General features: G+C 61.0%; 19 protein-coding genes and 1 pseudogene. 12 read left to right on the top strand and 8 right to left on the bottom strand.

Annotated features, from left to right (window positions below; translation table 11 throughout):
- Positions 1–3: 3 nt before the first annotated feature.
- The 6 genes from Q363_RS32085 to Q363_RS32060 all read left to right on the top strand — a co-directional run bounded on the left by Q363_RS32085 (position 4) and on the right by Q363_RS32060 (position 7,454).
- Complete coding sequence (locus tag Q363_RS32085; RefSeq protein ID WP_051979638.1) at positions 4–1,407, top strand: sigma-54-dependent transcriptional regulator; 1,404 nt, start codon at positions 4–6, stop codon at positions 1,405–1,407.
- Positions 1,397–2,812, top strand: a complete 1,416-nt coding sequence (locus Q363_RS32080) for a sensor histidine kinase (RefSeq protein WP_051979637.1) — start codon at positions 1,397–1,399, stop codon at positions 2,810–2,812. The genes Q363_RS32085 and Q363_RS32080 overlap by 11 nt, the downstream gene beginning before the upstream one ends.
- Before the next feature lie 345 nt (positions 2,813–3,157).
- Positions 3,158–3,811: a (2Fe-2S)-binding protein gene (locus Q363_RS32075; protein WP_084080989.1), complete on the top strand. Its 654-nt coding sequence runs from the start codon at positions 3,158–3,160 to the stop codon at positions 3,809–3,811.
- A 1-nt stretch (position 3,812) separates the two neighbouring features.
- On the top strand, positions 3,813–6,212 hold the full coding sequence (locus Q363_RS32070; RefSeq protein WP_084080988.1) for a xanthine dehydrogenase family protein molybdopterin-binding subunit: 2,400 nt from the start codon (positions 3,813–3,815) through the stop codon (positions 6,210–6,212).
- Positions 6,209–7,213 carry an FAD binding domain-containing protein gene (locus Q363_RS32065; RefSeq protein WP_035358879.1) on the top strand — a complete coding sequence of 335 codons (1,005 nt, stop codon included), beginning with the start codon at positions 6,209–6,211 and terminating at the stop codon, positions 7,211–7,213. The genes Q363_RS32070 and Q363_RS32065 overlap by 4 nt, the downstream gene beginning before the upstream one ends.
- Before the next feature lie 10 nt (positions 7,214–7,223).
- Entirely contained in the window at positions 7,224–7,454 is a 231-nt protein-coding gene (locus Q363_RS32060) for a hypothetical protein (protein WP_035358877.1), read from the top strand.
- Between the two features lie 2 nt (positions 7,455–7,456).
- Here Q363_RS32060 and Q363_RS32055 read toward each other — a convergent pair whose 3' ends face one another.
- Positions 7,457–8,710 (bottom strand): dipeptidase, encoded by a 1,254-nt coding sequence (locus Q363_RS32055; protein ID WP_035358875.1) that lies wholly within the window; start codon positions 8,708–8,710, stop codon positions 7,457–7,459.
- A 195-nt stretch (positions 8,711–8,905) separates the two neighbouring features.
- Between Q363_RS32055 and Q363_RS32050 the strand changes: the two genes are divergently transcribed.
- Positions 8,906–10,117, top strand: coding sequence for a hypothetical protein (locus tag Q363_RS32050; protein ID WP_035358873.1), 1,212 nt, complete (start codon positions 8,906–8,908; stop codon positions 10,115–10,117).
- A complete protein-coding gene (locus Q363_RS32045; RefSeq protein WP_035358872.1) occupies positions 10,117–11,571 on the top strand; it encodes a hypothetical protein in 1,455 nt (484 codons plus the stop codon). Before Q363_RS32050 ends, Q363_RS32045 begins: the two co-directional genes overlap by 1 nt.
- 337 nt (positions 11,572–11,908) lie before the next feature.
- Here the strand turns inward: Q363_RS32045 and Q363_RS32040 are convergent, their stop codons facing one another.
- Both Q363_RS32040 and Q363_RS32035 read right to left on the bottom strand, forming a co-directional pair.
- Entirely contained in the window at positions 11,909–12,910 is a 1,002-nt protein-coding gene (locus Q363_RS32040) for a sigma-54 interaction domain-containing protein (protein WP_051979636.1), read from the bottom strand.
- A gap of 37 nt (positions 12,911–12,947) precedes the next feature.
- Complete coding sequence (locus Q363_RS32035) at positions 12,948–13,346, bottom strand: response regulator transcription factor (protein ID WP_245632639.1); 399 nt, start codon at positions 13,344–13,346, stop codon at positions 12,948–12,950.
- Between the two features lie 485 nt (positions 13,347–13,831).
- Here Q363_RS32035 and Q363_RS37190 point away from each other — a divergent pair, with 485 nt between their 5' ends.
- The gene (locus tag Q363_RS37190) at positions 13,832–14,500 is read left to right on the top strand and encodes an RNA polymerase sigma factor (protein ID WP_051979635.1); all 669 of its coding nucleotides are present in this window, start codon (positions 13,832–13,834) and stop codon (positions 14,498–14,500) included.
- Positions 14,501–14,731: 231 nt separating this feature from the next.
- Here Q363_RS37190 and Q363_RS32025 read toward each other — a convergent pair whose 3' ends face one another.
- The 4 genes from Q363_RS32025 to Q363_RS32005 form a co-directional block, all read right to left on the bottom strand.
- On the bottom strand, positions 14,732–15,220 hold the full coding sequence (locus tag Q363_RS32025) for a hypothetical protein (RefSeq protein WP_245632613.1): 489 nt from the start codon (positions 15,218–15,220) through the stop codon (positions 14,732–14,734).
- A 738-nt stretch (positions 15,221–15,958) separates the two neighbouring features.
- Positions 15,959–18,400 (bottom strand): phosphoketolase family protein, encoded by a 2,442-nt coding sequence (locus Q363_RS32015; protein WP_084080986.1) that lies wholly within the window; start codon positions 18,398–18,400, stop codon positions 15,959–15,961.
- Between the two features lie 58 nt (positions 18,401–18,458).
- Complete coding sequence (locus Q363_RS32010; protein WP_035358868.1) at positions 18,459–19,664, bottom strand: acetate/propionate family kinase; 1,206 nt, start codon at positions 19,662–19,664, stop codon at positions 18,459–18,461.
- A 24-nt stretch (positions 19,665–19,688) separates the two neighbouring features.
- Positions 19,689–21,470, bottom strand: coding sequence for a mechanosensitive ion channel family protein (locus Q363_RS32005; RefSeq protein WP_035358867.1), 1,782 nt, complete (start codon positions 21,468–21,470; stop codon positions 19,689–19,691).
- Positions 21,471–21,590: 120 nt separating this feature from the next.
- Here Q363_RS32005 and Q363_RS32000 point away from each other — a divergent pair, with 120 nt between their 5' ends.
- From Q363_RS32000 to Q363_RS31990, 3 genes are all read left to right on the top strand, one after another.
- Positions 21,591–22,001, top strand: coding sequence for an ArsR/SmtB family transcription factor (locus Q363_RS32000; RefSeq protein ID WP_051979633.1), 411 nt, complete (start codon positions 21,591–21,593; stop codon positions 21,999–22,001).
- Positions 22,002–22,033: 32 nt separating this feature from the next.
- Complete coding sequence (locus tag Q363_RS31995) at positions 22,034–22,528, top strand: SRPBCC family protein (protein ID WP_157468108.1); 495 nt, start codon at positions 22,034–22,036, stop codon at positions 22,526–22,528.
- A gap of 75 nt (positions 22,529–22,603) precedes the next feature.
- On the top strand, positions 22,604–23,029 hold the full coding sequence (locus tag Q363_RS31990) for a hypothetical protein (RefSeq protein WP_035358865.1): 426 nt from the start codon (positions 22,604–22,606) through the stop codon (positions 23,027–23,029).
- Here the strand turns inward: Q363_RS31990 and Q363_RS47345 are convergent.
- Positions 23,018–23,299, bottom strand: a pseudogene (locus Q363_RS47345) (DUF7684 family protein); the annotation flags it as partial. The gene Q363_RS31990 and the pseudogene Q363_RS47345 overlap by 12 nt on opposite strands.
- Between the last annotated feature and the right edge of the window lie 6 nt (positions 23,300–23,305).

The following is a 23,305-nucleotide window of genomic DNA, read 5'->3' as shown; positions in this document are numbered from 1 at the left end:
TCCATGGTTACGGAGATGATGGCGAAGGATGTGCGGCTGGCGGGGGATGGAGGGCCGTACAGGCTTCTTGTCGCCGATGACCAGGCGCATATTCTGGAGGCTCTGCGACTGCTACTGAAGCCGGAGGGGTATGAGCTGGAGCTGGTGCGAACTCCGACACTGGCGCTGGAGGCGTTGACGCGAGAGAGCTTCGACGGCGTGTTGGTGGATCTGAACTACACGCGCGATACGACCTCGGGCCAGGAGGGTCTGGAGCTGGTGGCGCGGATACGCGAGATCGATGGGCAGATTCCGATCGTCGTGATGACGGCGTGGGGCAACATTGACCTGGCTGTGGAGGCGATGCGGCGCGGGGCGGGGGACTTTATCCAGAAGCCGTGGGAGAACGCGCGGCTGCTGAGCGTTCTGCGCACGCAGATGGAGCTGCATCGGAGTCAGCGGCGGGCGCAGTGGCTGGAGGCGGAGAACCGCATTCTGCGTGCGGCTGGAACGCCGGACTTTATTGCGTCGGCTGCGGCGATGCGTCCGGTGGTGGAGACGATGTCGCGGGTGGGCCCTTCGGACGCAAATGTGCTGATCACGGGCGAGCATGGGACAGGCAAGGAGGTGGTGGCGCAGACGCTGCATCGGCTGTCGTCGCGCGCCGACCGCGCGATGGTGGCTGTGAATACGGGAGCGCTGCCGGAGGGGACCTTCGAGAGCGAGCTGTTCGGCCATGTAAAGGGAGCGTTCACGGACGCGCGCGCGGATCGCATCGGGCGGTTTGAGCTGGCGAGCAACGGGACGCTGTTTCTGGATGAGATTGCCAACATCCCGGTGCGGCAGCAGGCGAAGCTGCTGCGCGTGCTGGAGACGGGTGAGATGGAGCGTGTGGGCTCGTCGAAGACGACAAAGGTGAATGTGCGGATGCTGTCGGCGACGAACGCCGATCTGCGCGCGGAGTGTGCGGCGGGGCGGTTTCGTGAGGACCTGCTCTTCCGGCTGAATACGGTGGAGATCAGCATTCCTCCGCTGCGGGAGAGGCGTGAGGATATTCCTGCTCTGGCGGGTCACTTTCTGGCGCGCTATGCGGGGCGATACCGGAGGACGATTCAGGGGCTGGAGCCGGCGGCGATGCAGCAGATGCTGCAGTACGGCTGGCCGGGAAATGTTCGCGAGCTGGACCATACGATTGAGCGTGCGGTGTTGATGGCGCGGGGCGAGCGGATTGAGGCGGCCGATCTGGGACTCCATATGCAGCGCAACGGAGCACCGCAGAGCCTGGACGAGATGAGCCTGGAGACGGTGGAGGCGATCCTGATCCGCAAGGCGCTGGCGCGTGCCGGCGGCAATGTGAGCCACGCCGCCGATGCGCTGGGGTTGAGCCGCGGGGCGTTGTATCGGCGCATCGAGAAGTATGGACTCTGAGCCACAGTCCGGGCTGCAGCCGCCGGGGACGCGTCAAATCAAGCGCGTTCCGCTGGGAAGGACGCGAAGGCGGTTGAGCTTCGAACGGCGGCTGCGTCTGTGGCTGTGGCTGATGGGGCTGCCCGCGTTGGCGCTGTGCTGGGTTCTGCTTCGCGCGCAGAAGGTCGATGCGACGATCCTCGCGATTCTGCTGGCGGTGGCGGCGGCCGGATGGGCGTTTGCGGTGTCGCTGGTAATTGAGCAGATTACGCGGCCGCTGCAGACGCTGGCGAACGTGGTGGCGGCGCTGCGCGAGGACGACTACTCGTTTCGCGCAAGGGGGGCGCGGCGCAACGATGCGATGGGAGACCTGGCGATCGAGATCAACGCACTGGCGACGATGCTTCAGACGCAGCGCGCGGGAGCGATCGAGGCGATGGCGCTGGTGGAGCGCGTGATGAGCTCGATGCAGTCGCCGGTGCTGGCGTTCGATCCCGGAGGCAGGTTGAAGCTGATCAACGCGGCGGCGGCGCGGGAGCTGGGAGTGGACTCCGAGAAGGCATTGGGCAAGGCAGCGGAGGAACTGAAGCTAACGTATTTGCTCGATGCGGATGACGACGAGTTGTTGTCGTTGAGCAAGGGACAGCAGGCGACGCGATGGATGGTGAAGCGGGCGGGCTTCCGGCTGCGTGGCGTTCCGCACACGCTGGTAGTGCTGGCGGATGTGAGCGCGGCGCTGCGGGAGGAGGAGCGGCAGGCGTGGGAGCGGCTGATTCGCGTGCTGGGGCACGAGATCAACAACTCGCTGGCGCCGATCAAGTCGATTGCGGAGAGCCTGCGCGGACGCATTCAGGCCTCGGTCGGGGAGGAGCAGAGAGTCGATTTCGAGCGTGGGCTGGAGGTGATCGAGAGCCGCGCCGAGTCGCTGAACCGCTTTCTGCAGGCGTATCGGCAGCTGATGGGGCTGCCTGCTCCGCGGCTCGCGACCGTGTCGCTGACGATGCTGGCGGAGCGCGTGGCGCGGCTGGAGATGAGGGTGGACGTGAGGGTTGCAGGCGGCGCGGAGCTGACGCTGCTGGCCGATCCGGACCAGATCCAGCAGGCGCTGATCAATCTGGTGCGCAACGCGGCCGAGGCGGCGCTGAGTCCGGATGCGGCGAACGGAGGAGCGGCGTGCGTCGAGATCGGATGGGAGCGGGTGGGGAACGAGGCCGTGATCGCGATTGCGGATAATGGAACCGGGCTTACGAATGCGACCAATCTGTTTGTGCCGTTTTACACGACGAAGCCGAGCGGGACGGGCATCGGGCTGGTTCTGGCGCAGCAGATCGCGCAGGCACACCGCGGAGCGGTCGAGCTGCGGAACAGGAACGATGGCGTGATCGGCTGCAGAGCCGAATTGCGCTTGCCATTGGTTGAACTATAATTTTTTACCGATTGTTTTTAATTTTCACCGATGGTTTTCAAAAAGAGCCGGGGATGGCTGTGGGCTCACAGGAGAGATTCTCCAGTGGGCGACGCGGCTTTGGCTCATCGACAAGGGGTTTGGCAGCAATGGGATAACGGAGACATTCGCTTTTCTTCGGACAGATTGACGTTCTTGCATAGCAGATGCGGACGTCCCTTTGAGACTTTCGTCCGTCTAATCCGTTAACAAGCTATCGGTGGCGCGCCGTGCGCGGACGGTTGTAGAGTGTCCGTGTGGGTTCGGAGTGTTCTATGTTCTACCTCTCGAACCAGGTCAGTCCCGATTTCGCGAAAGGCGATCGTTATGACAGACGTTTCGAAGACTACGTTCTCTCGTCGTGGGTTTCTGAAGGGCGCAGGTGTCACGGCTGCGACGACCGTGATCGAGTCTGCCAATGCGCTGGCGCGTGAGACGAAGAGTGCATTGCAGCAGGAGCGGGCGGTTGGGCCTGACGCCCTGCCGGTCAAGCTGCACATCAACGGGCAGGAGCATTCCGTAACGATCGAGCCGCGCTATACTCTGGCCGAGACGCTGCGGGATAACCTTGGCCTGACGGGGACCAAGGTGGTCTGCGATCGCGGCTCGTGTTCGGCCTGCACGGTGTGGATCGATGACACGCCGGCGCTTGCATGTATGACGCTGGCGATCGACGCCGTGGGCCGCAAGATCACGACGATCGAAGGGCTGTCACACGGCGACACGATGCACGAGGTTCAGGCGGCGTTCGTGAAGCACGATGCGATGCAGTGCGGATTTTGCACTCCGGGCATGGTGATGAGCTGCGCCGCTCTGCTGAAGCGGAATCCTAATCCCAGTTTGGACGACGTGAAGCAAGCCGTCAGCGGCAATCTGTGCCGCTGCGGAACCTACCCGAAGATCTTCGAGGCGACGCTGAATGTCGCGCAGCAGCGCAATAGCGCTGCCAGCCTGGTCACGCTGACCGGAAGAGAGGCATGAGATGGCACTCGATTCACTGACCCTTACGAACGATAGCGAGCAGTCTGCAAGCCCGGAAAAGCCGGCGCCTGCGACGCGCACAGAGAGCCTGGTGTGGGGGATTCCGCAGGACGGCCTGCAACGGAAGGAGCGCACGGTTCCGGTGGATGAGCCTCCGCCGCTTCCGCCAAATGCGGAGCTCGCGTACATCGGCAAGCCAACCGCCCGCTACGATGGGCCCGCCAAGGCGATGGGGAAGGGCAAGTACACCGCCGACATCCACCTGCCCGGCATGCTGTACGCGACCATGGTCAACGCGACGATTCCGCATGGCCGCATTGTTTCGATCGACACAAGCGCTGCGGAGAAATTGCCGGGCGTGCGCGCCGTACACGTGATCGAGCATGTGTATGGCGTCGCAGAGCTTCGCGATCCCGGCCAGGAGATTGCTTCACGCTATCCGGTGGTTCGTTATGCGGGCCAACCCATCGCAGGTGTTGCTGCGGTCTCGCAGCAGATTGCGAACGACGCGGCGAAGCTGGTGAAGGTGCAGTACGACACGATGCCTTTCGTGGTCGACCGTGCGACAGCGCGGGCCGAGGACGCTCCGGTGGTCTTTCCTGGGCCAGCGGATGCTGCCGGAAGCGCCGGTGGAGGCGGCGGCCCGAAGAATGTTCCACAAAAGGGCAACGTTCATGGGCCACAGCGCAAGACAGCCGGCGATGTGCAGAAGGGATTCGCCGAGGCGGATGCGATTGTGGAGAGCGAGTACTTCACCCAGGTGCAGACGCACTCGGCGCTGGAGACCCATGGTTTTGTCGTCGACTGGAAGCCTGACGAAGTGACGGTGTACGCGTCGACCCAGGGCACGTCCAGCGTTCGCGATGAGTTTTCCGCCGTCTTCAAACTGCCGAAGAGCAAGGTTCGGGTGATCACCGAGTACATGGGCGGGGGCTTTGGAGCGAAGTTCGGAGCGGGCAATGAGGGCGTGGTGGCGGCGAATCTTTCGCGCAAGGCGAATGCTCCCGTGAAGCTGATGCTTGACCGGCGGCAGGAGCACCTGGTTGCGAACCGGCCGGACTCGCATCAGACGTTGAAGATTGGAGCGAAGGCTGACGGGACGCTGACCGCGATCCAGCTGACCAGTTACGGCACGGCAGGTGTGGGAACGGGCGCTGGAACGGCGGGCCCGGCGACGAATCTGTACAAGTGCCCGAACCTTCTTACGGAGGAGTACGACGTCTTCATCAACGCGGGGCCTGGCGCGGCGTTTCGCGCTCCGGGTCATCCGCAGGGCTGCTTTGCGTTCGAACAGACCATCGATGAGCTTGCGGTGAAGCTGAACATGGACCCGCTGGCGCTTCGCGAAAAGATCGATGAGAGTCCGGCGCGCAGGGCGGAGCGGCAGTTGATCCTGGAGCGGACGAACTGGAAGAACCGAAGACCTGCCGGAGCCGATACGGGGCCGATCAAGCGCGGGATGGGGATTGCGCAGTCGGTATGGTATCGCTTCGTCAACATGAACTCGTCGTGCGAGGTGAGGTTGTCGCGGGACGGCTCGGTGGAGTTGATGTCGGCGGTTCAGGACCTGGGGACGGGGACCAAGACGATGCTCGCGATCGTCGTCGCGGAGGAGTTCGGCATTCCTCCTTCTGACGTCGTGATTCGGATCGGGGATACGCGGTTTCCGATCGGGCCGGACTCTGGCGGCAGCGTGACCACTGGCTCGATCTCACCGGCGGCGCGCAACGCGGCGTACGAGGTGAAGCAGAAGTTCTTCACCGCGATTGCCCCGGGGCTGGGGACTACGGCGGACAATCTGGTGCTGCGAGACGGACGCCTGACGCTGAAGAATGATGCGTCGCGGTCCTACACGCTGAAGCAGGCTGCGGCAAAGCTTCCTACGGCGGAGATCTCAGCCAGGGCGACGCGCGTAGCGGACTATGCGAAGGAGCGCATCACGTATGGAGGTGTGGACTACGTCGAACTAGCCGTAGATACGGAGACGGGAAGGGTCCACGTGGAGAAGGTATTCGCGGCGCATGATTGCGGGCGGCCGATCAATCCGATGGGAGTGATCAGCCAGATCAACGGCGGCATCCTGCAGGGAATCTCGTACGCGTTGTTTGAGCAACGGATTATGGATCGCAGCGGCGGCTACATGCTGAACGCGAACCTGGAAAATTATAAGATTCTCGGGGCTCGCGAGACGCCGGAGATTGAGGTTGTCCTGATTGAGAATTACATTGCGCAGAGCTCGACCGACGCGGCGGGCATTGGCGAGTCGGCGGGAATCATCACGCTGGCGGCGGCCATCGGCAATGCGTTTTACAACGCAACCGGGGTTCGCATGCGAAGGATTCCGATGACTCCGGCGAGTGTGCTTGCCGCGCTGGGGAAGGTGCAGGAGGTGCAGGCATGAACAAGTTTTCGTTCGTCGATTGCACGACGGTTGATCAGGCTCTTGGCCAGTTCAGCGATGGAGCCTGTTTCAAGGCGGGCGGGATCGATCTGCTGGACCTGATGAAGGATGGCATCGTATCGCCACCGAAGCTGGTCAACATCCGCAACATCAGCACGCTGCATGGCATCACCGCCGAAAAGGACGGCCTGCGCCTGGGACCGCTTTCTACGCTGAGCGAGATCGCGGCGCATCCTGAGATCCAGAAGAGCTACACCGCGCTTGCAGATGCGGCCGGTCATGCAGCGACGCCGCAGATTCGCAATATGGCGACGCTCGGCGGAAATCTGATGCAGCGGCCTCGCTGCTGGTACTTCCGTTCCAGCGACTTCGATTGCAAGAAGAAGGGGACCACCAGCGACGATTGCCACGCGCATGCGGGCGAGAATCAGTATCACGCGATTATGAACAACGGCACCTGTGCGATGGTGCATCCTTCTTCGACGGCGGTGCCACTGCTGGCGATGAATGCGCAGATCGAGCTGACGTCGAAGCAGGGCAAGCGCACGGTGGCGATGAGCGAGTTCTATGTTCCACCGGAGAAGAGCCTGCTCAATGAGACGGTGGTACGGCCGGGTGAGTTGATTACGGCGGTCTTCGTTCCAGCGCCGGAACGGGGTACACGTTCGGCCTACCAGAAATATGGCGAGAAGGAGAGCTTCGACTGGCCGATTGCCGATGCCGGCGTTGTGCTGGTAATGGACGGAGATGTTTGCCGGAAGGCGACGATCGCGCTTGGCGTCGCCGCACCGACGCCGATCCGCTCTGCAGCAGCGGAGAGCATTCTGGCGGGCAAGACGATTGACGAGGCCACCGCGCGCGCGGCGGCAAAGGCGGCGATGCAAGGCGCGACGCCGCTCTCGCAGAACGGTTATAAGACGCAGCTCTTTCAGACGGCAATCTACCGCACGGTGTTGTTAGCGGCAGGCCAGATGAAACGAGATCCAAGTGCCGCCGGTTAGGAGACTTGATATGACGACATCCCTCGTACCACTTCGTTGTGCCTCACTCCGCAGCAAGTCTTCGTATGCCGCCTTCGGTGAGTTTCATGAGGACCATGCAGAGCTGATGGGAGCGACGGCGACGTACTGGTGCCTGAAGACCATGAGCAAGGCCGGCCCGGACGATCACTTCGTCCATCAGTCGGTATGTCAGCCCGGGCGAGCGTGCTGGGAAGCACATGACGACGACTCGTCGTCGTAGGCTCAGGCGCGCTGCTGGCTGATCTGGTGGAAGAAGCGCAGCAGGTTGCCGCCCCAGAACTTCTGGATGCGCTCTTCTGAATAGCCGCGGCGCAGCATGGCGTCGGTGACCATGGGGAGGTCGCGTACATCGCGCATGCCGCGGGCGAGTGTGGGGCCACCATCGAAGTCGGTGCCGAGCGCGACGTGATCCTCTCCGACGATCTGGATCGCCCTGTCGACTACGCCAACCCAGTCGTCGACCGCCATCATGACGGAGTCCGGCACGCGGGCACCGAGCATGGGGAACTGCGGCGCCACCAGCTGGTCTACCTCATAGATCGTCTTGCCCTTGACGCGGTCGGGAATGCTGGCGGTGTCGAAGAATGTTTTGCCTCGCTGCGCCGTGATCCACTCGTACTCTTTGGGGTAGCTGAACTCGCTGCCGATCTGGAAACCCATGATGCCGCCCTTTGCTGCCAGCTTCTTCAGCAGGGCATCGGGCATGTTCCTGGGAATGTTGTTCACACTGCGCAGACCGTGGTGGGTTGCGATGACGGGGACGTCACTGACGTCGATGACCTGGGAGATGGTCTCGTCGGAGGAGTGGGAGACGTTGATCATCATGCCGAGGCGATTCATCTCCCGGATGAGATCGCGCCCATGGGCCGTGATGCCGTTCCACTGCGGCGTCGAGCAACATGAGTCGGCGTAGTTCTGGTTCCAGTTGTGCGCCGAGATCTGTGCGGAGCGCAGGCCCATGCGGTGGAGGTCGCGCAGAATTCCCAGGTCGCCGTCGAGATCGTAGCTGCCTTCAATATCGAGCACCACAGCCATCTTGCCTTGGGCACGGATGCGCTCTACGTCCTCAGCGTTGAGCGCCAGCTCGACCAGGTTGCGATTCTCGTCGAGCTGGCGGAGCGCGTGATCGACGCGGCGCAGTGTCTGCCTGGTTTCGAACCTGCTGGGGTAGTACTCCTCGGGGATGTAGATGGAGAGAAAGAAGGCGCCTTCTCCGCCTTCGCGGGCTCGTGGCAGGTCCCACTGTCCGTCGGTGTACCGCGTGCCCATGCTGCCGCCGTGGTAGAACTCGCGGTCGAGGGCATGGACGTGGGCGTCAAAGATGAAGGCGCGGCGGTGGATCTCGAGCGCTCGCGCTGAGATATGCGGGGGCGCTTGATCGGTGGCAGACGACTGCGAGGTATTTTGAGCCCACTCTAAAGGATCGAACGCGCCGGCCAGTGCGCTGTAACCGAGGAATCGGCGACGGGTCAGCAAAGAACTTCTCCGTGGGCAAAAGGGATTCTGGTTGAGGGAAGCTTCATAGGCGAGTGAGCCGCGGGGGAAGTATATCGCAGCGTTCGAAGCTATCCCAGAGGCAGACAAGACATTTGACCTATAGAAAAAACGACTTCGATAGGTAAGATTTCGCCATCGCAGATCGCCGTGAAATAACGATCGTCAAGGATTGCCATGGTTCCCAACGGAACAACTGCCAAACGTCCGCGGCTTGCGGGCATCGTCACCTCGTACAAGAAGTATCTTCATCCGCAGCATGTCATCGACCGATTCCTCGATGGCTACGGTTGGAACGGGACCTATCACCAGCCTGCGATGGACGTGGTGACGCTGTACGTCGATCAGCACGGCGAAGGCGACTTGTTCCAGGAGCGTGCCGACCGGCATCCGGGGATGAAGCTCTGCTCGACGATCGAAGAGGCTCTGACGCTCGGGACGGGCAAGCTGGCTGTTGACGGAGTTGTCGTGGTGGCGGAGCACGGCGTTTATCCGCTGAGCCCGAATGGCATCATGATGCGGCCACACTACGAGTTCTTCGAGCAGATCATGAAGGTCTTCCGCGCCAGCGGGCGCTCGGTTCCTTACTTCAACGACAAAGAGCTCTCGTGGAACTGGGACTGGTCGAAGAAGATGGTGGACGTCTCGCACGAGCTGAACTTTCCGCTGCAGGGCGGCTCGAGCCTCGCAGTCACGTGGAGAGTTCCGTCGGTTGAGTTCCCCTTGGGTGCTGTCGCGAAGGAGGCCGTCTCGGTTGGCTATGGAGGGATGACCAGCTACGACTTTCACGGCCTGGAGACGATCCAGTGCATGGTGGAGCGGCGCAAGGGCGGAGAGAGCGGTGTGGAGTGGATCGAGACCTACCGCGGCGAAAGGTTCTGGAAGGCCTATCAGGATGGCGTCTGGTCGCAGGCGTTAGTGAAGGCCGCGCTGAGCCGAAGCGCTACGTTGAGACCTGGCGATCCGAACTTCACGGACATCTTTCCGACGATCGAACAGATGAAGGCTATGGTGCCTGATCCGGTGGCTTATCACTATCGGCATCGCGACGGCTTGATGAGCACGATGATCCTGATGAATGGAATGGTGCGTGACTTCACGTTCGCTGCGACGATCGAGGGCCAGGCGAAGCCCTTCTCCACGCAGATGTATCTGCCGATGCCGGACGGTCGCACGACGCTGGCGAGCTTCTTCAGCCCGCTGGTCTACAACGCCGAAGAGATGTTTCTGACGGGCAAGGCGCAGTATCCGATTGAGCGGACATTGATGACCAGCGGGCTGCTGATTGCGGGCGTCGAGAGTGATAAGAAGGGGCAACGCCTGGAAACCCCGAACCTCGCGGCTGTGATCTACCAGCCTAATCCCAAGTCCACCTTCTGGAGGAGCTAATGCTCACACGTCGCCGTTTTGTAGGCTATTCCGCGCTGTCCTCCTCCATGCTGGCGTACCCGCCGTTGCTGCGCTCTGCCTTGGGCCAGACGCAATCGGGGCAGCAGCCGATCCGTCTCGCGATTCTGGGGAGCACCTATCGTCGTGGTTCGAACATGCAGACGATCGCCGACCGCTTTCTCGTTGGCTTTCTTTATGAGGGCGACTGGCGTATGCCGAATGTGAAGGTGGTCTCGGTTTATGTCGACGAGCGGATTCGCAGAGCCAGCGCGGCTCCGAATGAGTTCCAGCTGGCCATCACCGGAAGGTCACGACGCCAGCAGCCGAGGCCGCCGGCAGCTTCGAGTTCGCCTGCAGACGCCAAGCGGACTCCCGAAGAGCGCTGGGAGCCGATGGCGCCTTCGTCGGAAGAACAGGGACTTAGTAGCGATCTGAGCCAGGCGCGCGCACAGCAGTTCGGCTTTCGCCTGTGCCACAACATTCCTGAAGCACTGCGTTGCGGAGGCGATAGGATTGCCGTCGATGCGGTTCTCGCGATCGTTGAACAGTGCAACGACTTTCCCTATCCCACGAACGACAGGGGGCAGGTTCTGCTGCCGCGCTACGACTTCTTCGAGCAGTGTGCGCAGGTCTTCGAGACGGAGAAGCACTCGATTCCCTACTTCAACCACAAGCAGCTCTCCTTCAGCTTCTCCGAGGCAGAGAGGATGGTGAAGACTGCTGAGCGACTGAAGTTTCCGCTGATGGCTGGATCGTCGATGCCCGTTACGTGGCGGCTGCCTGACGTGGACGTTCCGCTGGGCGCGCGGGTCGAGGAGGCGGTGATGGTCGGGGTGGGAGGGTTTGATGGCACGGACTTTGACGCGCTCGAAGCCATGCAGTGCATGCTGGAGCGCCGCAAGGGTGGCGAGAGCGGAGTGAAGTCGGTGCAGCTGCTTGAGGGGGATGAGGTGTGGGCCGCCGGGCAGGCGTGGCGCTGGTCCAAAGAGCTGCTGAGCTCGGCGCTCTCGCGCAGCGATACGCCCTTGGGTCTGTCGTTGCTGGATGGCCGTCCACAGGATCTTGTCGGCGACGGCGTTCTGCCGCAGCTGGTCAAAGATCCCGCTGCTTATTGCATCGAGTACACGGACGGGACCAAGGGGACGCTGCTGATGCTGAACGGAGCGATTCGCGATTTCAACATCTCCGCGCGTCTCGCGGGCCAAGAGATTGTGTCCACGCAGTTCTTCATGCCGGTGGCTCCGAACGAGACGTACTCGGCCTGCCTCACGGCGAAGATCGACCAGATGTATCAGGAGCGAAAGACGCCGTATCCCGTTCGGCGTACTCTGCTGACCACGGGGATGCTGGAGGCCTGCCTGAACTCACGACACCGGCTGAACCAAAGGCTGGAGACGCCACACCTCGGCGTCAGCTACCAGGCGCCGGCGGAATCGCAGTATGTTCGGAGTTGAACTGAGCTAGTAGTACCGGCTGGCTATCACATTGGCCTGGGGAGCATTCGAGGCGAAGCATTGCGCAGGCCCGTAATGGAGCGCTTCAGAACGGTAACAGCAACCAGTTTTCAGAGCTAATCTTCCGGGGTGGCGGATCGGATTATGATGTACTCGTCGTATGGAAATAGCGCAGCGGGCGATACTCTGGTTGACCGTTCTGCCGGCGTGGTGGGGTTGAGCTTTTGGCCTTGATCCCTCGCTCGATGTCAGTCAATACGCGCACACGTCGTGGAAGATTCGCGAGGGCTTTGCCACGGGAACTATCCAGAAAGGGAAACCGACTCCGGCATTGGATTCATAATATTCTCCCCTCGGCGCCCGGCCGGAAGATGCCCAGCTTCTGCATCTTGCAGATCAGAGTCGTGCGCTTCAAGCCTAGTTTGGTCGCTGCGCCTTTTGGGCCGCCGATCACCCAGCCAACTGCTTCGAGCGTCCTCAGAATCAAGGAGCGTTCGGAGTCTTTCATGGTAGTTGTAGCAGGGAATACGAGGGGATCCTTAGGTGCTGCGGGCAGAGGATTGATTAGTACTCCAAGGTTAGAAAGGATCACGGCCCGTTCGATCAGATTCTGCAACTCGCGGACGTTCCCCGGCCACGAGTACGAGCGGAGAGCAAACATTGTCTCCGGAGGAATATGTTCGATCTGTTTACCCATCCGGCGGCAGAAGATCTCGACGAAGTGATTTACCAGGGCGGGAATGTCTTCGCGGCGCGCCCGCAGGGGCGGCAGTGAGATTGGAAATACGTTGAGACGATAGTAGAGGTCACTGCGAAACTCGCACCGTTGCACCATGTCCGTCAGGTCGCGATTCGTTGCGGCCACCAGGCGAACGTCGACGTGGTGAGTCTGCGTGCTGCCCAAACGCTCGAACTCCTGTTCCTGCAGCACGCGCAGCAGTTTAGGCTGCAGCGCCAACGGAATATCGCCCACTTCGTCCAGGAAGAGAGTTCCTTTATTGGCGAGGTCGAAACGACCAATTCTTTGCGCGATGGCTCCGGTAAAGGCGCCCTTCTCGTGGCCAAAAAGCTCACTCTCCAGTAGATCGAGCGGAATTGCAGCGCAATTCAGTTTTACGAATGAGCGACCGCACCGCGAACTGATATTGTGAATCGCTCGCGCTATCAGCTCCTTGCCGGTACCCGTTTCACCCTGGATCAGGACGGTGGAATCCGTAGGGGCGACGCGTTCGACTTGTTCGAGCACTGCCTCCAAAGCCGGGCTGTTGCCTATGAGTTGCTGGAACCTTCGCTCCGGAGAGGTCTGGTCGCCAGCTTCGATATTTCCGAAAGCTCTCACGTTACCTCCTCGGCCCGGTGCATGCTCCTTATCGGGCTCAACTCTCCAGAGCAGCTCGAACAGTTTCGATCAGGGCTTCATCGTCGAATGGCTTTGCGAGAAATTCCACGGCTCCAGCTCTCAACGCTCGCATCCGCATTTGTGCGTCGCCGTGCGCTGTGATGAAGATGGTTGGAATTCTGCAATGCTCAGCATTCAGCCTTTCCTGCAATTCAAGACCGGAGATTCCTGGCATGCGGATATCCGCGATCAGGCAGGCAGTGTGATGTTGTTGGCCGGACTTGAGAAAGTCCTCTGCCGATGCAAACGCTTGCGACTGCACTCCGGCTGCTTTCAGGAGACCCTCCACCGCGCCGCGTATCGAATGATCGTCATCGACAATCGCCACGAGTTTCGTCTTCCCTTGCATAGCCATGCCGAAAGTGTAATAGAACACGACCAATGGCACCATTATTCTTTGGTATAGGTGCCCCTTTATACGGCCATGGATAGGCGGGCTTCGGCATCGCTCCAATGAAGAAGGGCCATGGGGCCTTCCGGCTCATTCATTTGCTTCGAGTTGAATGGGTAAAGTGAAACAATAAGTCGCGCCAAGTCGCGCCGCGTGGGGATTTGCCGGTGACCCACAGGCGCCGCCTTTCGTTCCACGCTGGATCGGCTGATCCGAAGTCCCATGCCAGTTCTGTCTGGTTTTTTGGCAGAGGACGTTTCAGATGTTCATTCTCTGCTCGGTGGTAATAGAGAGATCGTCCCGTCGAAATTCGGACACCTGTCGATTCCATGACGCTATGTTCGGAGTTGAATGAGGTCATCGTCAACTCATCGGCTCACGTATACCACTGAAAAGGCGCCACTAATTCATCCGACGATTGGTTGGCTGTCGGCGTGCATATCGCAGTGGAACCGAGAGGTGACAGCAACATGCAAGAGACAGGGTCAAATATCGCAAGCGGGCAGCGTCTCGATGTCTGCATTTTTGAACAGGAAATTCAAGAGATGCAGGACGTTCTTGCCCGGAGCATGCCGTCGTTTTACAGAAGGGCTTATCGATACCTGGGGAATGCTGCCGATGCCGAGGATGCGGTCCAGGATGCACTGCTGTCCGCATGCAGGCATTTAGGGCAATTCAAGGGGCGCTCGAAGATGTCGACCTGGTTGACCACCATCGTTATCAACGCTGCGCTGACGAAGTTGCGCAGACGGCGAGGTCAGATCCATACACCGCTTGATGAGCGTTTTCGGGATGAGGAGCAGGGCTATTCCCTGTCAGAACGATTGGCAGACGGCAAGCCAGGTCCAGAAGCTGATTATATGAAGTCGGAATTGTTTGGACATCTCACGCGACACGTAGCGAAACTTCCTCCTTCGTTGCGCAGGGCATTCCAGTTGCGTGAACTGGATGGGATGACCATAAGCGAAGCAGCGCACATCCTGGGAGTGTCAGACGTAACGGTCAGGGCTCAAGTATCCCGTGCACGCGCCAAGCTTAGGCGGATGATAGGCCAAGAGCTTAATGCGCACAGATCAAGGCTGGTTCTCAGAGCCAATTCAGACAGTGCCTGCGGGATCAAGGCTACCGCTGATTGCTGATTATTGCCTATAGCTCGTCTTAGTGTCCTGCCGACGGGAACCTCCGAGATCGGGTTCCAGGGAGTACGATGTTTCCTATTCCCAACGCAGGGACGCCGACGATAGCGCCCATCAATTCTGATTCTTTGCACTGGCTGGCGAAACTGGGGATTCCATCAAGAGTCTGGTGGCGGTGTAAAGACTTCAATTGAATGTGAATCCCATTCGTCCGCGCGGAAGGTGATTTGCACGTCAGGCGCAATGACTCGCGAACATTGCTGGCCAGGCCCCCACGGCCTCAACAGGTTGATTGTAGGTATTGTATGCGGTTGCCAGCCGTTCGAGTGCCAGTGCGCGTGCAACGATGACATCCCGCCGCGAGCATCTCAAGAGAGTCGAGCATTCGTCATCGGACTGCTTTTCGAGAACCGACATCACATAGACAAAGCGCTCGAACGCATTGAGTCCAAGAATCGCTTCAAAGAGATTGATTGCGCCAGATGCTGCGGATGGTCTGAAAGGAGTGAACGAAAACTCATCTGCACGCTCCGGTGCAGGCGTGATCATCCAGATCGCATGCTTGAGAATCGTGCGTCGAGCCCGCGCTCGTGCCCGAGCCATGAAGACACCGATCTCCTCTTCATATTCTCCCATCCCGCTGAAAAGGCACTGCCCGGCTTTATCGAGGTCAGCGGTGAGGAGAAACGACAACAGGTACAGGCTGTTCATCTCGTCAGTCAAGACATTCCAGAAGTCCGCTCCGGTTGCGTAGCTTGTAGCTTTCTCGTCAAAGATGTGAGTGGGGTCCAACATATTCATCCTCTTTCTTGTAGCTTGCGCAGTGCAACCGAATGGCTGCCGGTTGCGGGGTTTATCACACGGTGGATATCGGGCTCGACCGGCTGAAGTACATAAGCACATCGTTCGTCGTGTCCTGAATGCGAGTGTTTGGCCTGTGAAATTTGCGGGTTGCCTTAGCGGCAAGTTTGATAAGCAGGTAACGATTTGAAACGTGGGTTATTGCGCCGAAAATCAGTTCAGATCGCATTTTGTCCTCCTTCGGTCTCGAAGGCTGCTTTAGCTCTTCGATAGCCTTCAATAGTGCATTTGCGTTGCCAAAAACGAAATCTGCAAATGCAACTGATTTCAGAAGCGTTGTTCCGTGGAGGTCTTAGAATGTTTGGAACGCGTCAGGGTCTCCGTCGAAATACCGACAGAACCGAATGTTTTCGACATTGGTCTTTATCGCGCGTAGGGCGACGATCGGGAGAGAGCTATGGCGCTGCGTGCAGCTGTTCCTTAGGGATCTTCGATCGGCGATTGCAATGGAGCGGCTGGCCTTAGGGCGCTTGCGGGGCCTTCAACATGCAGCCTGCTTTAAAGAGATCTTCTCGCTGTATCTGCATAATTCTCAGGGACGAAGAAGCCTCACCCCTTGCCTGCGGGTGTGGCTTTGCGTTTTGACAGTGAGGAAGGAATCTAGAAGGGCCACTTCCAGTCAGTGATCTCTTTGCGATCGATGCCGTGTTCGTGGGCGTAGTTGACGCTGTCGATGATCTGGTCCTTGAGCCAGTCTTTGAGATGGGCTGCGGTGGCCTGGAGGCGCGGGACGCGGTCAATCACGTCGATGGCGATGTCGAAGCGATCGATCTGGTTGACGATGGCGAGCTCGAGCGGCGTGTTGATGTTGCCCTGCTCCTTGTAGCCGCGGACGTGGATGTTGGCGTGGTTGCGGCGGCGGTAGGTGAACTTGTGGATGAGGTTGGCGTAGGCGTGATAGTTGAAGATGACGGGCTTGTCGATGGTGAAGAGTGAGTCGAATTCGCGGTCGGAGAGGCCGTGCGGGTGTTCGGCCTCGGGCATGAGGCGGAAGAGATCGACGACGTTGATGAAGCGGATTTTGAGGTCGCTGCAATTCTCGCGGAGGATCGCGGTGGCGGCGAGGGCTTCGGCGGTGGGGATGTCGCCAGCGCAGGCGATGACGACGTCAGGCTCGTGGCCGGCGTCGGTGGAGGCGAAGTCCCAGATGCCGATGCCCTTGGTGCAGTGGCGGATGGCTTCGTCCATGGTGAGGTATTGGAGGTGGGGCGCCTTGTCGGCGACGATGACGTTGACGTAGTTGGTGCTGCGGAGGCAGTGGTCGGCGACGGAGAGCAGGCAGTTGGCATCGGGAGGAAGGTAGATGCGGGTGACGTGCGGGCTCTTGTTGGAGACGACGTCGATGAAGCCGGGGTCCTGGTGGGTGAAGCCGTTGTGGTCCTGGCGCCAGACAAGTGAGGTGATGAGGAGGTTGATGGAGGAGACGGGGGCGCGCCAGCGGAGCTCGAGCTTGCTCTTCTCGAGCCACTTAGCGTGCTGGTTGAACATGGAGTCGATGATGTGGACGAAGGCCTCGTAGGAGGAGAGGAAGCCGTGGCGGCCGGTGAGGACGTAGCCTTCGAACCAGCCTTCGAGGGTGTGCTCGGAGAGCATCTCCATGACGCGGCCGTCGTGGGAGATCTCGGTGCCGTCGGCGTCGGCGGGGATGATGGGTTCGACCCAGGTCTTCTTGCTGGCTTCGTAGATGACCTGGAGGCGGTTGGAGGCGGTCTCATCGGGGCCGAAGACGCGGAAGCTGGTCATGTTATTGCGCATGACGTCGCGGAGGAAGCCGCCGAGGGTGAAGGTGGAGGAGACTTCGACCTGTCCGGGCTTCTTAACGTCGATGGCGTAACTGCGGAAGTCGGGGAGGTCGAGTGGCTTGCGCAGGAGGCCGCCGTTGGCGTGCGGGTTGGCGGTGATGCGTCGGGTGCCTTTGGGAGCGAGTTCGCGCAGATCTTCGATGAGGCGGCCTGATTTGTCGAAGAGCTCTTCGGGCTTGTAGCTCTTCATCCACTGCTCGAGCTGCTTGAGGCTCTTGGGATTGGTCTTGGGGTCGAGGATGGGAATCTGGTGGGCTCGCCAGAAGTCTTCGACCTTGTGGCCTTCGACCTCTTTGGGGCCGGTCCAGCCTTTGGGAGTGCGGAGGACGATCATGGGCCAGCGGGGGCGCTCGACGGTCTTTGCGGATTTGCTGCGGGCCCTGGACTGGATGTCGCGAATCTCGTTGATGCAGCGCTCGGTGACCTCGGCCATCGTCTGGTGCATGATGGCGGGGTCGTCGCCTTCGACGAAGTATGGGGTCCAGCCGTAGCCCCGGAAGAGGGCTTCGAGCTCCTCGTGGGGAATGCGGGCGAGGATGGTGGGGTTGGCGATCTTGTAGCCGTTGAGGTGGAGGACAGGAAGAACGGCGCCGTCGCGCACGGGGTTGAGGAACTTGTTGGCGTGCCAGCTGGTGGCGAGCGGGCCGGTCTCGGCTTCGCCATCGCCCACCACGACGGTGACGATGAGGTCGGGGTTGTCGAAGGCCGCGCCGAAGCCGTGGGAGAGCGAGTAGCCGAGCTCGCCGCCCTCGTGGATGGAGCCGGGAGTTTCAGGCGTACAGTGGCTTCCGATTCCACCGGGGAAGGAGAACTGCTTGAAGAACTTCTGCATTCCGGCTTCGTCTTCGCTCTTGTCGGGGTAGACCTCGGAGTAGACGCCTTCGAGATAACAGTTGGAGAGCGTGGCGGGAGCGCCGTGTCCGGGACCAGAGAGGAAGATCAGGTCGAGGTCGTATTTCTTGATGAGGCGGTTGAGGTGAACCCAGGTGAACGACTGGCCGGGATCGGAGCCCCAGTGCCCGAGGAGGCGGTTCTTGATGTGCTCGGGCTTGAGGGGCTGACGCAGGAGTGGGTTCTGCTGGAGGTAGAGCATGCCGACCGAGAGATAGTTGCAGGCTCGCCAGTAGGCGTCCATCTTGCGAAGTTCGTCTTTGGTGAGGACGCCAGAGGTTTGGGAACCGTTGCTGGGGAGTGCGGCTGGTTTCTTGGTCTTCTCGGGGGCGGCGGTGGATACCGGCATGGTGTTCTCCTTGAGGGGCGATCGACTGCTTTCGACGTGTCATGGAGGTTGCGGCGGTTCATGAGTCGCCGAGCATGCATTGAACATGCCGGGCGATCATCCAGTCTTCTTTGGCTGGGATGAGGAAGATTGCTGTACTAGAGTTAGACGCGGAGATTCGCCAGAGTTCGTTCTGGCGGGCGGACTTTTCAGCATCATTTAATGTGGCGTCGAGGATGATTCCAAGGGGCTGGAGGCCGGCGAGGATCTCGGCGCGTGATCTGGCGTCGTGTTCGCCGATGCCTCCGGTGAAGACGATGGCGTCGAGGCCGCCGAGGAGAAAGGCGAAGCTGCCGATGGCCTTGCGAACGCTGCGGGTGAAGACGTCGATGGCAAGCTGCGCGCTGGTGTTGCCCTCAGCGGCGGCTTTGCGCGTGGAGCGCATGTCGTTGGGAAGCCCGGAGAGCGCGGCGATCCCGGAGGAGTGGTTCAGGAGGTTCTCGACGGCTCTGAAGGCCTGGGTGCGGTCGCCCTGCATCTGGCGGAGGAGGTAGAGGACGAGCCCAGGGTCGAGGTCGCCGGGACGCGTGCCCATGACGACGCCTCCGGTGGGTGTGAGGCCCATGGTGGTGTCGACGGAGCGGCCGTCGAGGAGCGCGCTGACGCTCGATCCGCTGCCGAGGTGCGCGATGACCATACGGCGAGGGAGGTAGACGGAGGCCTCGCGCATCTCGGTGACGATGGACTCGCAGGAGAGGCCGTGGAAGCCGTAGCGGCGCACGCCCTGCTGACGGTACTCGAGCGGGATGGCGTAGGTCGAGGCGGTCTCGGGCATGGTGTGGTGAAAGATGGTGTCGAAGCAGGCAAAGTGCGGGATGGTGGGGAAGCTCGCCATGGTGTCGCGGATGATCTCGATGGCGGAGGGGTCGTGCAGCGGGGCAAAGGCGACGGCGTGATCGAGCTGGTGGAGAACTTCAGGAGTGATGAGAGTGTGACTGTCGAGCTTTGCGCCGGGGTGAACGACGCGGTAGCCTACGGCGTCGATCTGCGGGATGCCCGGCTGCGTGACTGCGGCGACGACCTGGCCGATGGCCTCGACGGGATCGTCGGCTTGGATGGTGCGAGAGGGTTGATCCCGATCGGAGCCGTGAAAACGGAAGGTGGCGTGGCCGGAGCCGATTCCGGAAACCTCACCCTCGTAGAGCGAGCCGGGCGAGTGAGTGCCGGAGGCGAAGATGGAGAACTTGATGGAGGACGATCCGCTGTTGATAACGAGCAGGTGCAAGTTTCCTCCTGAGTTGTACTAAGCTTACCTTTCTCCTGCGGTGACTGCGGGTGCTTCTTCTTCGTTGTACATCAGTTCGAGCACAGCCTGATAAAGACGGTTGCGAGTGGCGAAGCGGTCGGATGCGCGGGTGACGTAGCGGGCGACGACTTCGACGCCTGAGGCGGCGGGGCGGAGATCGATGGAGGGCTCGGCGGTGAACTGGCTCAGGCCTTGATCGCGTGTGGCGCGCTGCCATTCGGCTTTAGCCTGCTGGGCGTCTTTGGCGCCCTCCTGCTCGAGGGCTTTCTGGATGGCGTCGATGACACGATAGGTGTGGGGATTGGAGGGCAGGGTGAGGCGGATCTCATCCCACAGCCATTGGCCGGAGGTAGAGAAGTTGAAGTACTGGCCGGAGATGGCGAAGCTGTTCATGAAGATGACGCGTCGGCCGGTGGGATGGCCGCGATCGGTCCAGTTGCCGGTCTCGAGCAGCGAGGTTCGGAAGAGGCCGATCTCGACGACCTCGCCGCCGACGCCGTTGATCTCGACCCAGTCGCCGACGCGGATGCCGTGTTTTCCCATAAGGATGAACCAGCCGAAGAAGGCGAGGATGAAGCCCTGAAAGACGACGGTGAGGCCTGCGGTGGCGATGCCGAGGATCGTGGCCAGCTGGCTGGGCGCTCCGAAGATGACCAGAAGGACGAGGAGGATCGTGATGGTCTGCACAGCCAGGGCAGCGATAGTGCGCAGTGTGATGAGATTGCGGCGATCGAGATGGAGGCGGTCGAGAAGTTTGCGTATGCCCGCGGAGAGGAGAGCACCGCACAGGAGAAGAAATGCGATGAACGCGATGGACTGCAGGATGAGATGTAGAACGATCCCGTGCTGGCGCTGAACCTGGGCGAGCCATCGGCCGTAGACGACGGAGAGCTGCTGCTGGGTCTGGACGCGGTCGTCGACGATGGAGTGAATCTGCGCGAGGGAGTGCATCTGCGCGAGGCGCGCGACGCGGCTCTTTCCTTCGGTGTCCTGGCTGTTGGCGGCGTTGGCGCTGTTCAGCTTCGCCTCGATTCCGGCGTGCTGGGCGGTGAGCGACGCGGCATCAGCGCCTGCCTGGGCCTGCGCCTGCGCGATGGAGTCCATGCGGCTGCGCTGATCAAACCAGGCTGAGACGCGGCCGGCGAGGGTGCCGTAGCGCCTGGCCGACTGCACGGCGGAGGGGCCGGCGACGTCGGCCTGCTCGTCGAATTTTTTCATCGCGGCCTCGCGCGCGGTGAGCTCCTGCTGGATCTGGCCGCGCTTGTCTCCGCTGAGGCGGGCGAGGTCTTCATTGGCGTCGTTGAGCTGGTCGGTGTCGAGTTGGAGCTGGGCCTTGGCGATGTCGAGGTCGTCGGTGCCGGGAGGGTTGACGCCTTTGTAGGCCGTGTTGAGACTGTCGACCTTCGCCTGGTCGTCCTTGATGACGGGTTGCCACTCGGTGACCTTCTGCTGGAGGGCGAGGGCCTGGCCGGTGAGTGTGTGCGTGTCGAGCGAGGCCTGGCGAAGGGCCTGCGCGAAGGCCTTGTCGACCTCGTGGTCGGCGAGACGCTGGGCCTCGCGCGCCAGGCGCTTCTCTTCGGCGGAGACGGCGAGCGGGGCGAGGGCTTCGATGGTCTGCCAGGGCCGCTGGTCGACGAGGTCGTTGTTTGCCCGGCTTTGCATGCGTCCCTTGCCGGGGAGGAAGGGAAGGTTGGTCATGGAGCCGCGAGTGAGAAAGACGCCGATGAGGCTTGCAAGGAGGAGGAGGGCCGGGACAGCAATGGTGAGTCTACGCAAAGCCTTCATGCTCTCCACCCTACATTGTTTGGCGGGTCGGCTTCAAAGGGTGGCGGGGCAAAGAATTCTGCCGAAGAGCTTGACATTTCAGCACCGAGGCCTGTATATAACCGAAAGGTTATAGAACTTATGGGTTATGGAATCACAGGTGGTGGCGCGCAGGCGCAGAATCTGGATACGACGTTTGCGGCGCTCGCGGACCCAACGCGGAGGGCGATACTGGCGCAGCTGGCGCGGGGCGAGGCCTCGGTGCAGGAGCTGGCGGAGCCGTTCGCGATGAGCCAGCCGGCGATCTCCAAGCATCTTAAGGTGCTGGAGCGTGCGGGGCTGATCTCGCGCGGGCGCGACCGGCAGCGGAGGCCGTGCCGGCTGGAGGCGCAACCACTGGCGGAGGCGAACGAGTGGCTGGAGCGCTATCGGGAGTGCTGGGAGGAGAACTTTGCGCGCCTGGATGCGCTGCTGGAAGAGTTGAAAGCAGAAGGCGGCCGGACGAAGGTTGCAAAGACACAACAGAAGCGGAGGACGCACACGAAGCAGTAGAACGGAATATCTCGACGAGAAAGAGAGACGGCATGCTGACGAAAGAGACAGGGAAGCTGAAGCTGGCGGCGATGGGCGATCGCGAGATCGTAATGACGCGGGAGTTCAACGCACCGCGCAAACTGCTGTTCGATGCATGGACGAAGCCTGAGCTGCTGAAGCGCTGGCTGGCCGGGCCCGAGGGATGGACGATGACGCTCTGCGAGATCGACCTCGAGGTGGGTGGATCGTATCGCTACGAGTGGACGCACCAGAATGGGCAGAAGATGGGGATGGGCGGCGTGTATCGCGAGATCGTGCCGGCCGAGCGGATTGTGGCGACGGAGAAGTTCGATGAGTCGTGGTATCCGGGCGGCGCGATTGTGACGACGACGCTGAACGAGAAGGGCGGCGTCACGACGGTCGAGACGACGGTGACGTATGACTCGCAGGAGGCGCGCAACGGCGTGCTGCGCTCGCCGATGGATACCGGCGTTGCGGCGAGCTACGACCGTCTGGAGGGGCTGCTCGCTACGAACTTCGCCTGAACGCGTGGATTGTGCCGGCGTGGTCCTGTTTGGATCACGCCGGGCTGGTTTGCTCTTTGGTGTGAGGAGGAAACGATGAGCGAGTCGCGTCGATTAGGTCGCAGTGTGGTCGCAGTGTTTGTTGGGGTGCTGGTGGGTGCGGCGCTCAGCCTGGGAGTGGATGAGGTTCTGCATATGATGGGGATCTATCCGCCGTGGGGCGAGCGCATGTCGGATGGCTTGTTTGTGTTGGCCACGGCGTACCGGCTGGTGTTCAGCGTTCTTGGATGCTACGTGATTGCGCGGCTGGCTCCGAACCGGCCGATGGCTCATGCGCTGGTTGGAGGGGCGATCGGGCTGGTGCTGTCCGTTGCAGGGGCGGTTGCGACGTGGAACCTGGATATTGGGCCGCACTGGTATTCGGTGCTGCTGGCGGTGACGGCGCTGCCTTGTGCGTGGGTTGGGGGATGGTTGTGGTTGAACCGGATGAAGGCACAACCTACTGGAAGATTAGCGACGTGAGTTCGCGACGAAGGTCTCCCTGATCGTTTCGCACCAGAGAAGATTGTTGATCGAGATACCGATGCATTCGAAGTCGACAGGCTTTTCTGCTTCGGCGATAAACGCGCAATATTTGAGATACCAAGCAGCCTTCTGCAAGCTGTGTCTCGCGTGCCAACTGGTCATGATGAGTTTCCGCAGAGGATTTTGAGTTGTCTCCTCGTAGGGCCACTTGATTCGATCAAAAAGATCATGAACCCGTTCGCAATCAGGACCCCACGTGCAGAGGTAAGTTAG

Source organism: Edaphobacter aggregans DSM 19364 (genome assembly GCF_000745965.1).
Classification (GTDB): domain Bacteria; phylum Acidobacteriota; class Terriglobia; order Terriglobales; family Acidobacteriaceae; genus Edaphobacter; species Edaphobacter aggregans.
This window is presented reverse-complemented; position numbering and strand designations above follow the sequence as displayed.

Bases quoted from the DNA above. Each gene is read 5' to 3' on its own strand.
- Q363_RS32085 (WP_051979638.1), top strand. From the start codon at position 4: ATGGTTACGGAGATGATGGCGAAGGATGTGCGGCTGGCGGGGGATGGA.
- Q363_RS32080 (WP_051979637.1), top strand. From the start codon at position 1,397: ATGGACTCTGAGCCACAGTCCGGGCTGCAGCCGCCGGGGACGCGTCAA.
- Q363_RS32075 (WP_084080989.1), top strand. From the start codon at position 3,158: ATGACAGACGTTTCGAAGACTACGTTCTCTCGTCGTGGGTTTCTGAAG.
- Q363_RS32070 (WP_084080988.1), top strand. From the start codon at position 3,813: ATGGCACTCGATTCACTGACCCTTACGAACGATAGCGAGCAGTCTGCA.
- Q363_RS32065 (WP_035358879.1), top strand. From the start codon at position 6,209: ATGAACAAGTTTTCGTTCGTCGATTGCACGACGGTTGATCAGGCTCTT.
- Q363_RS32060 (WP_035358877.1), top strand. From the start codon at position 7,224: ATGACGACATCCCTCGTACCACTTCGTTGTGCCTCACTCCGCAGCAAG.
- Q363_RS32050 (WP_035358873.1), top strand. From the start codon at position 8,906: ATGGTTCCCAACGGAACAACTGCCAAACGTCCGCGGCTTGCGGGCATC.
- Q363_RS32045 (WP_035358872.1), top strand. From the start codon at position 10,117: ATGCTCACACGTCGCCGTTTTGTAGGCTATTCCGCGCTGTCCTCCTCC.
- Q363_RS37190 (WP_051979635.1), top strand. From the start codon at position 13,832: ATGCAAGAGACAGGGTCAAATATCGCAAGCGGGCAGCGTCTCGATGTC.
- Q363_RS32015 (WP_084080986.1), bottom strand. From the start codon at position 18,400: ATGCCGGTATCCACCGCCGCCCCCGAGAAGACCAAGAAACCAGCCGCA.
- Q363_RS32005 (WP_035358867.1), bottom strand. From the start codon at position 21,470: ATGAAGGCTTTGCGTAGACTCACCATTGCTGTCCCGGCCCTCCTCCTC.
- Q363_RS32000 (WP_051979633.1), top strand. From the start codon at position 21,591: ATGGGTTATGGAATCACAGGTGGTGGCGCGCAGGCGCAGAATCTGGAT.
- Q363_RS31995 (WP_157468108.1), top strand. From the start codon at position 22,034: ATGCTGACGAAAGAGACAGGGAAGCTGAAGCTGGCGGCGATGGGCGAT.
- Q363_RS31990 (WP_035358865.1), top strand. From the start codon at position 22,604: ATGAGCGAGTCGCGTCGATTAGGTCGCAGTGTGGTCGCAGTGTTTGTT.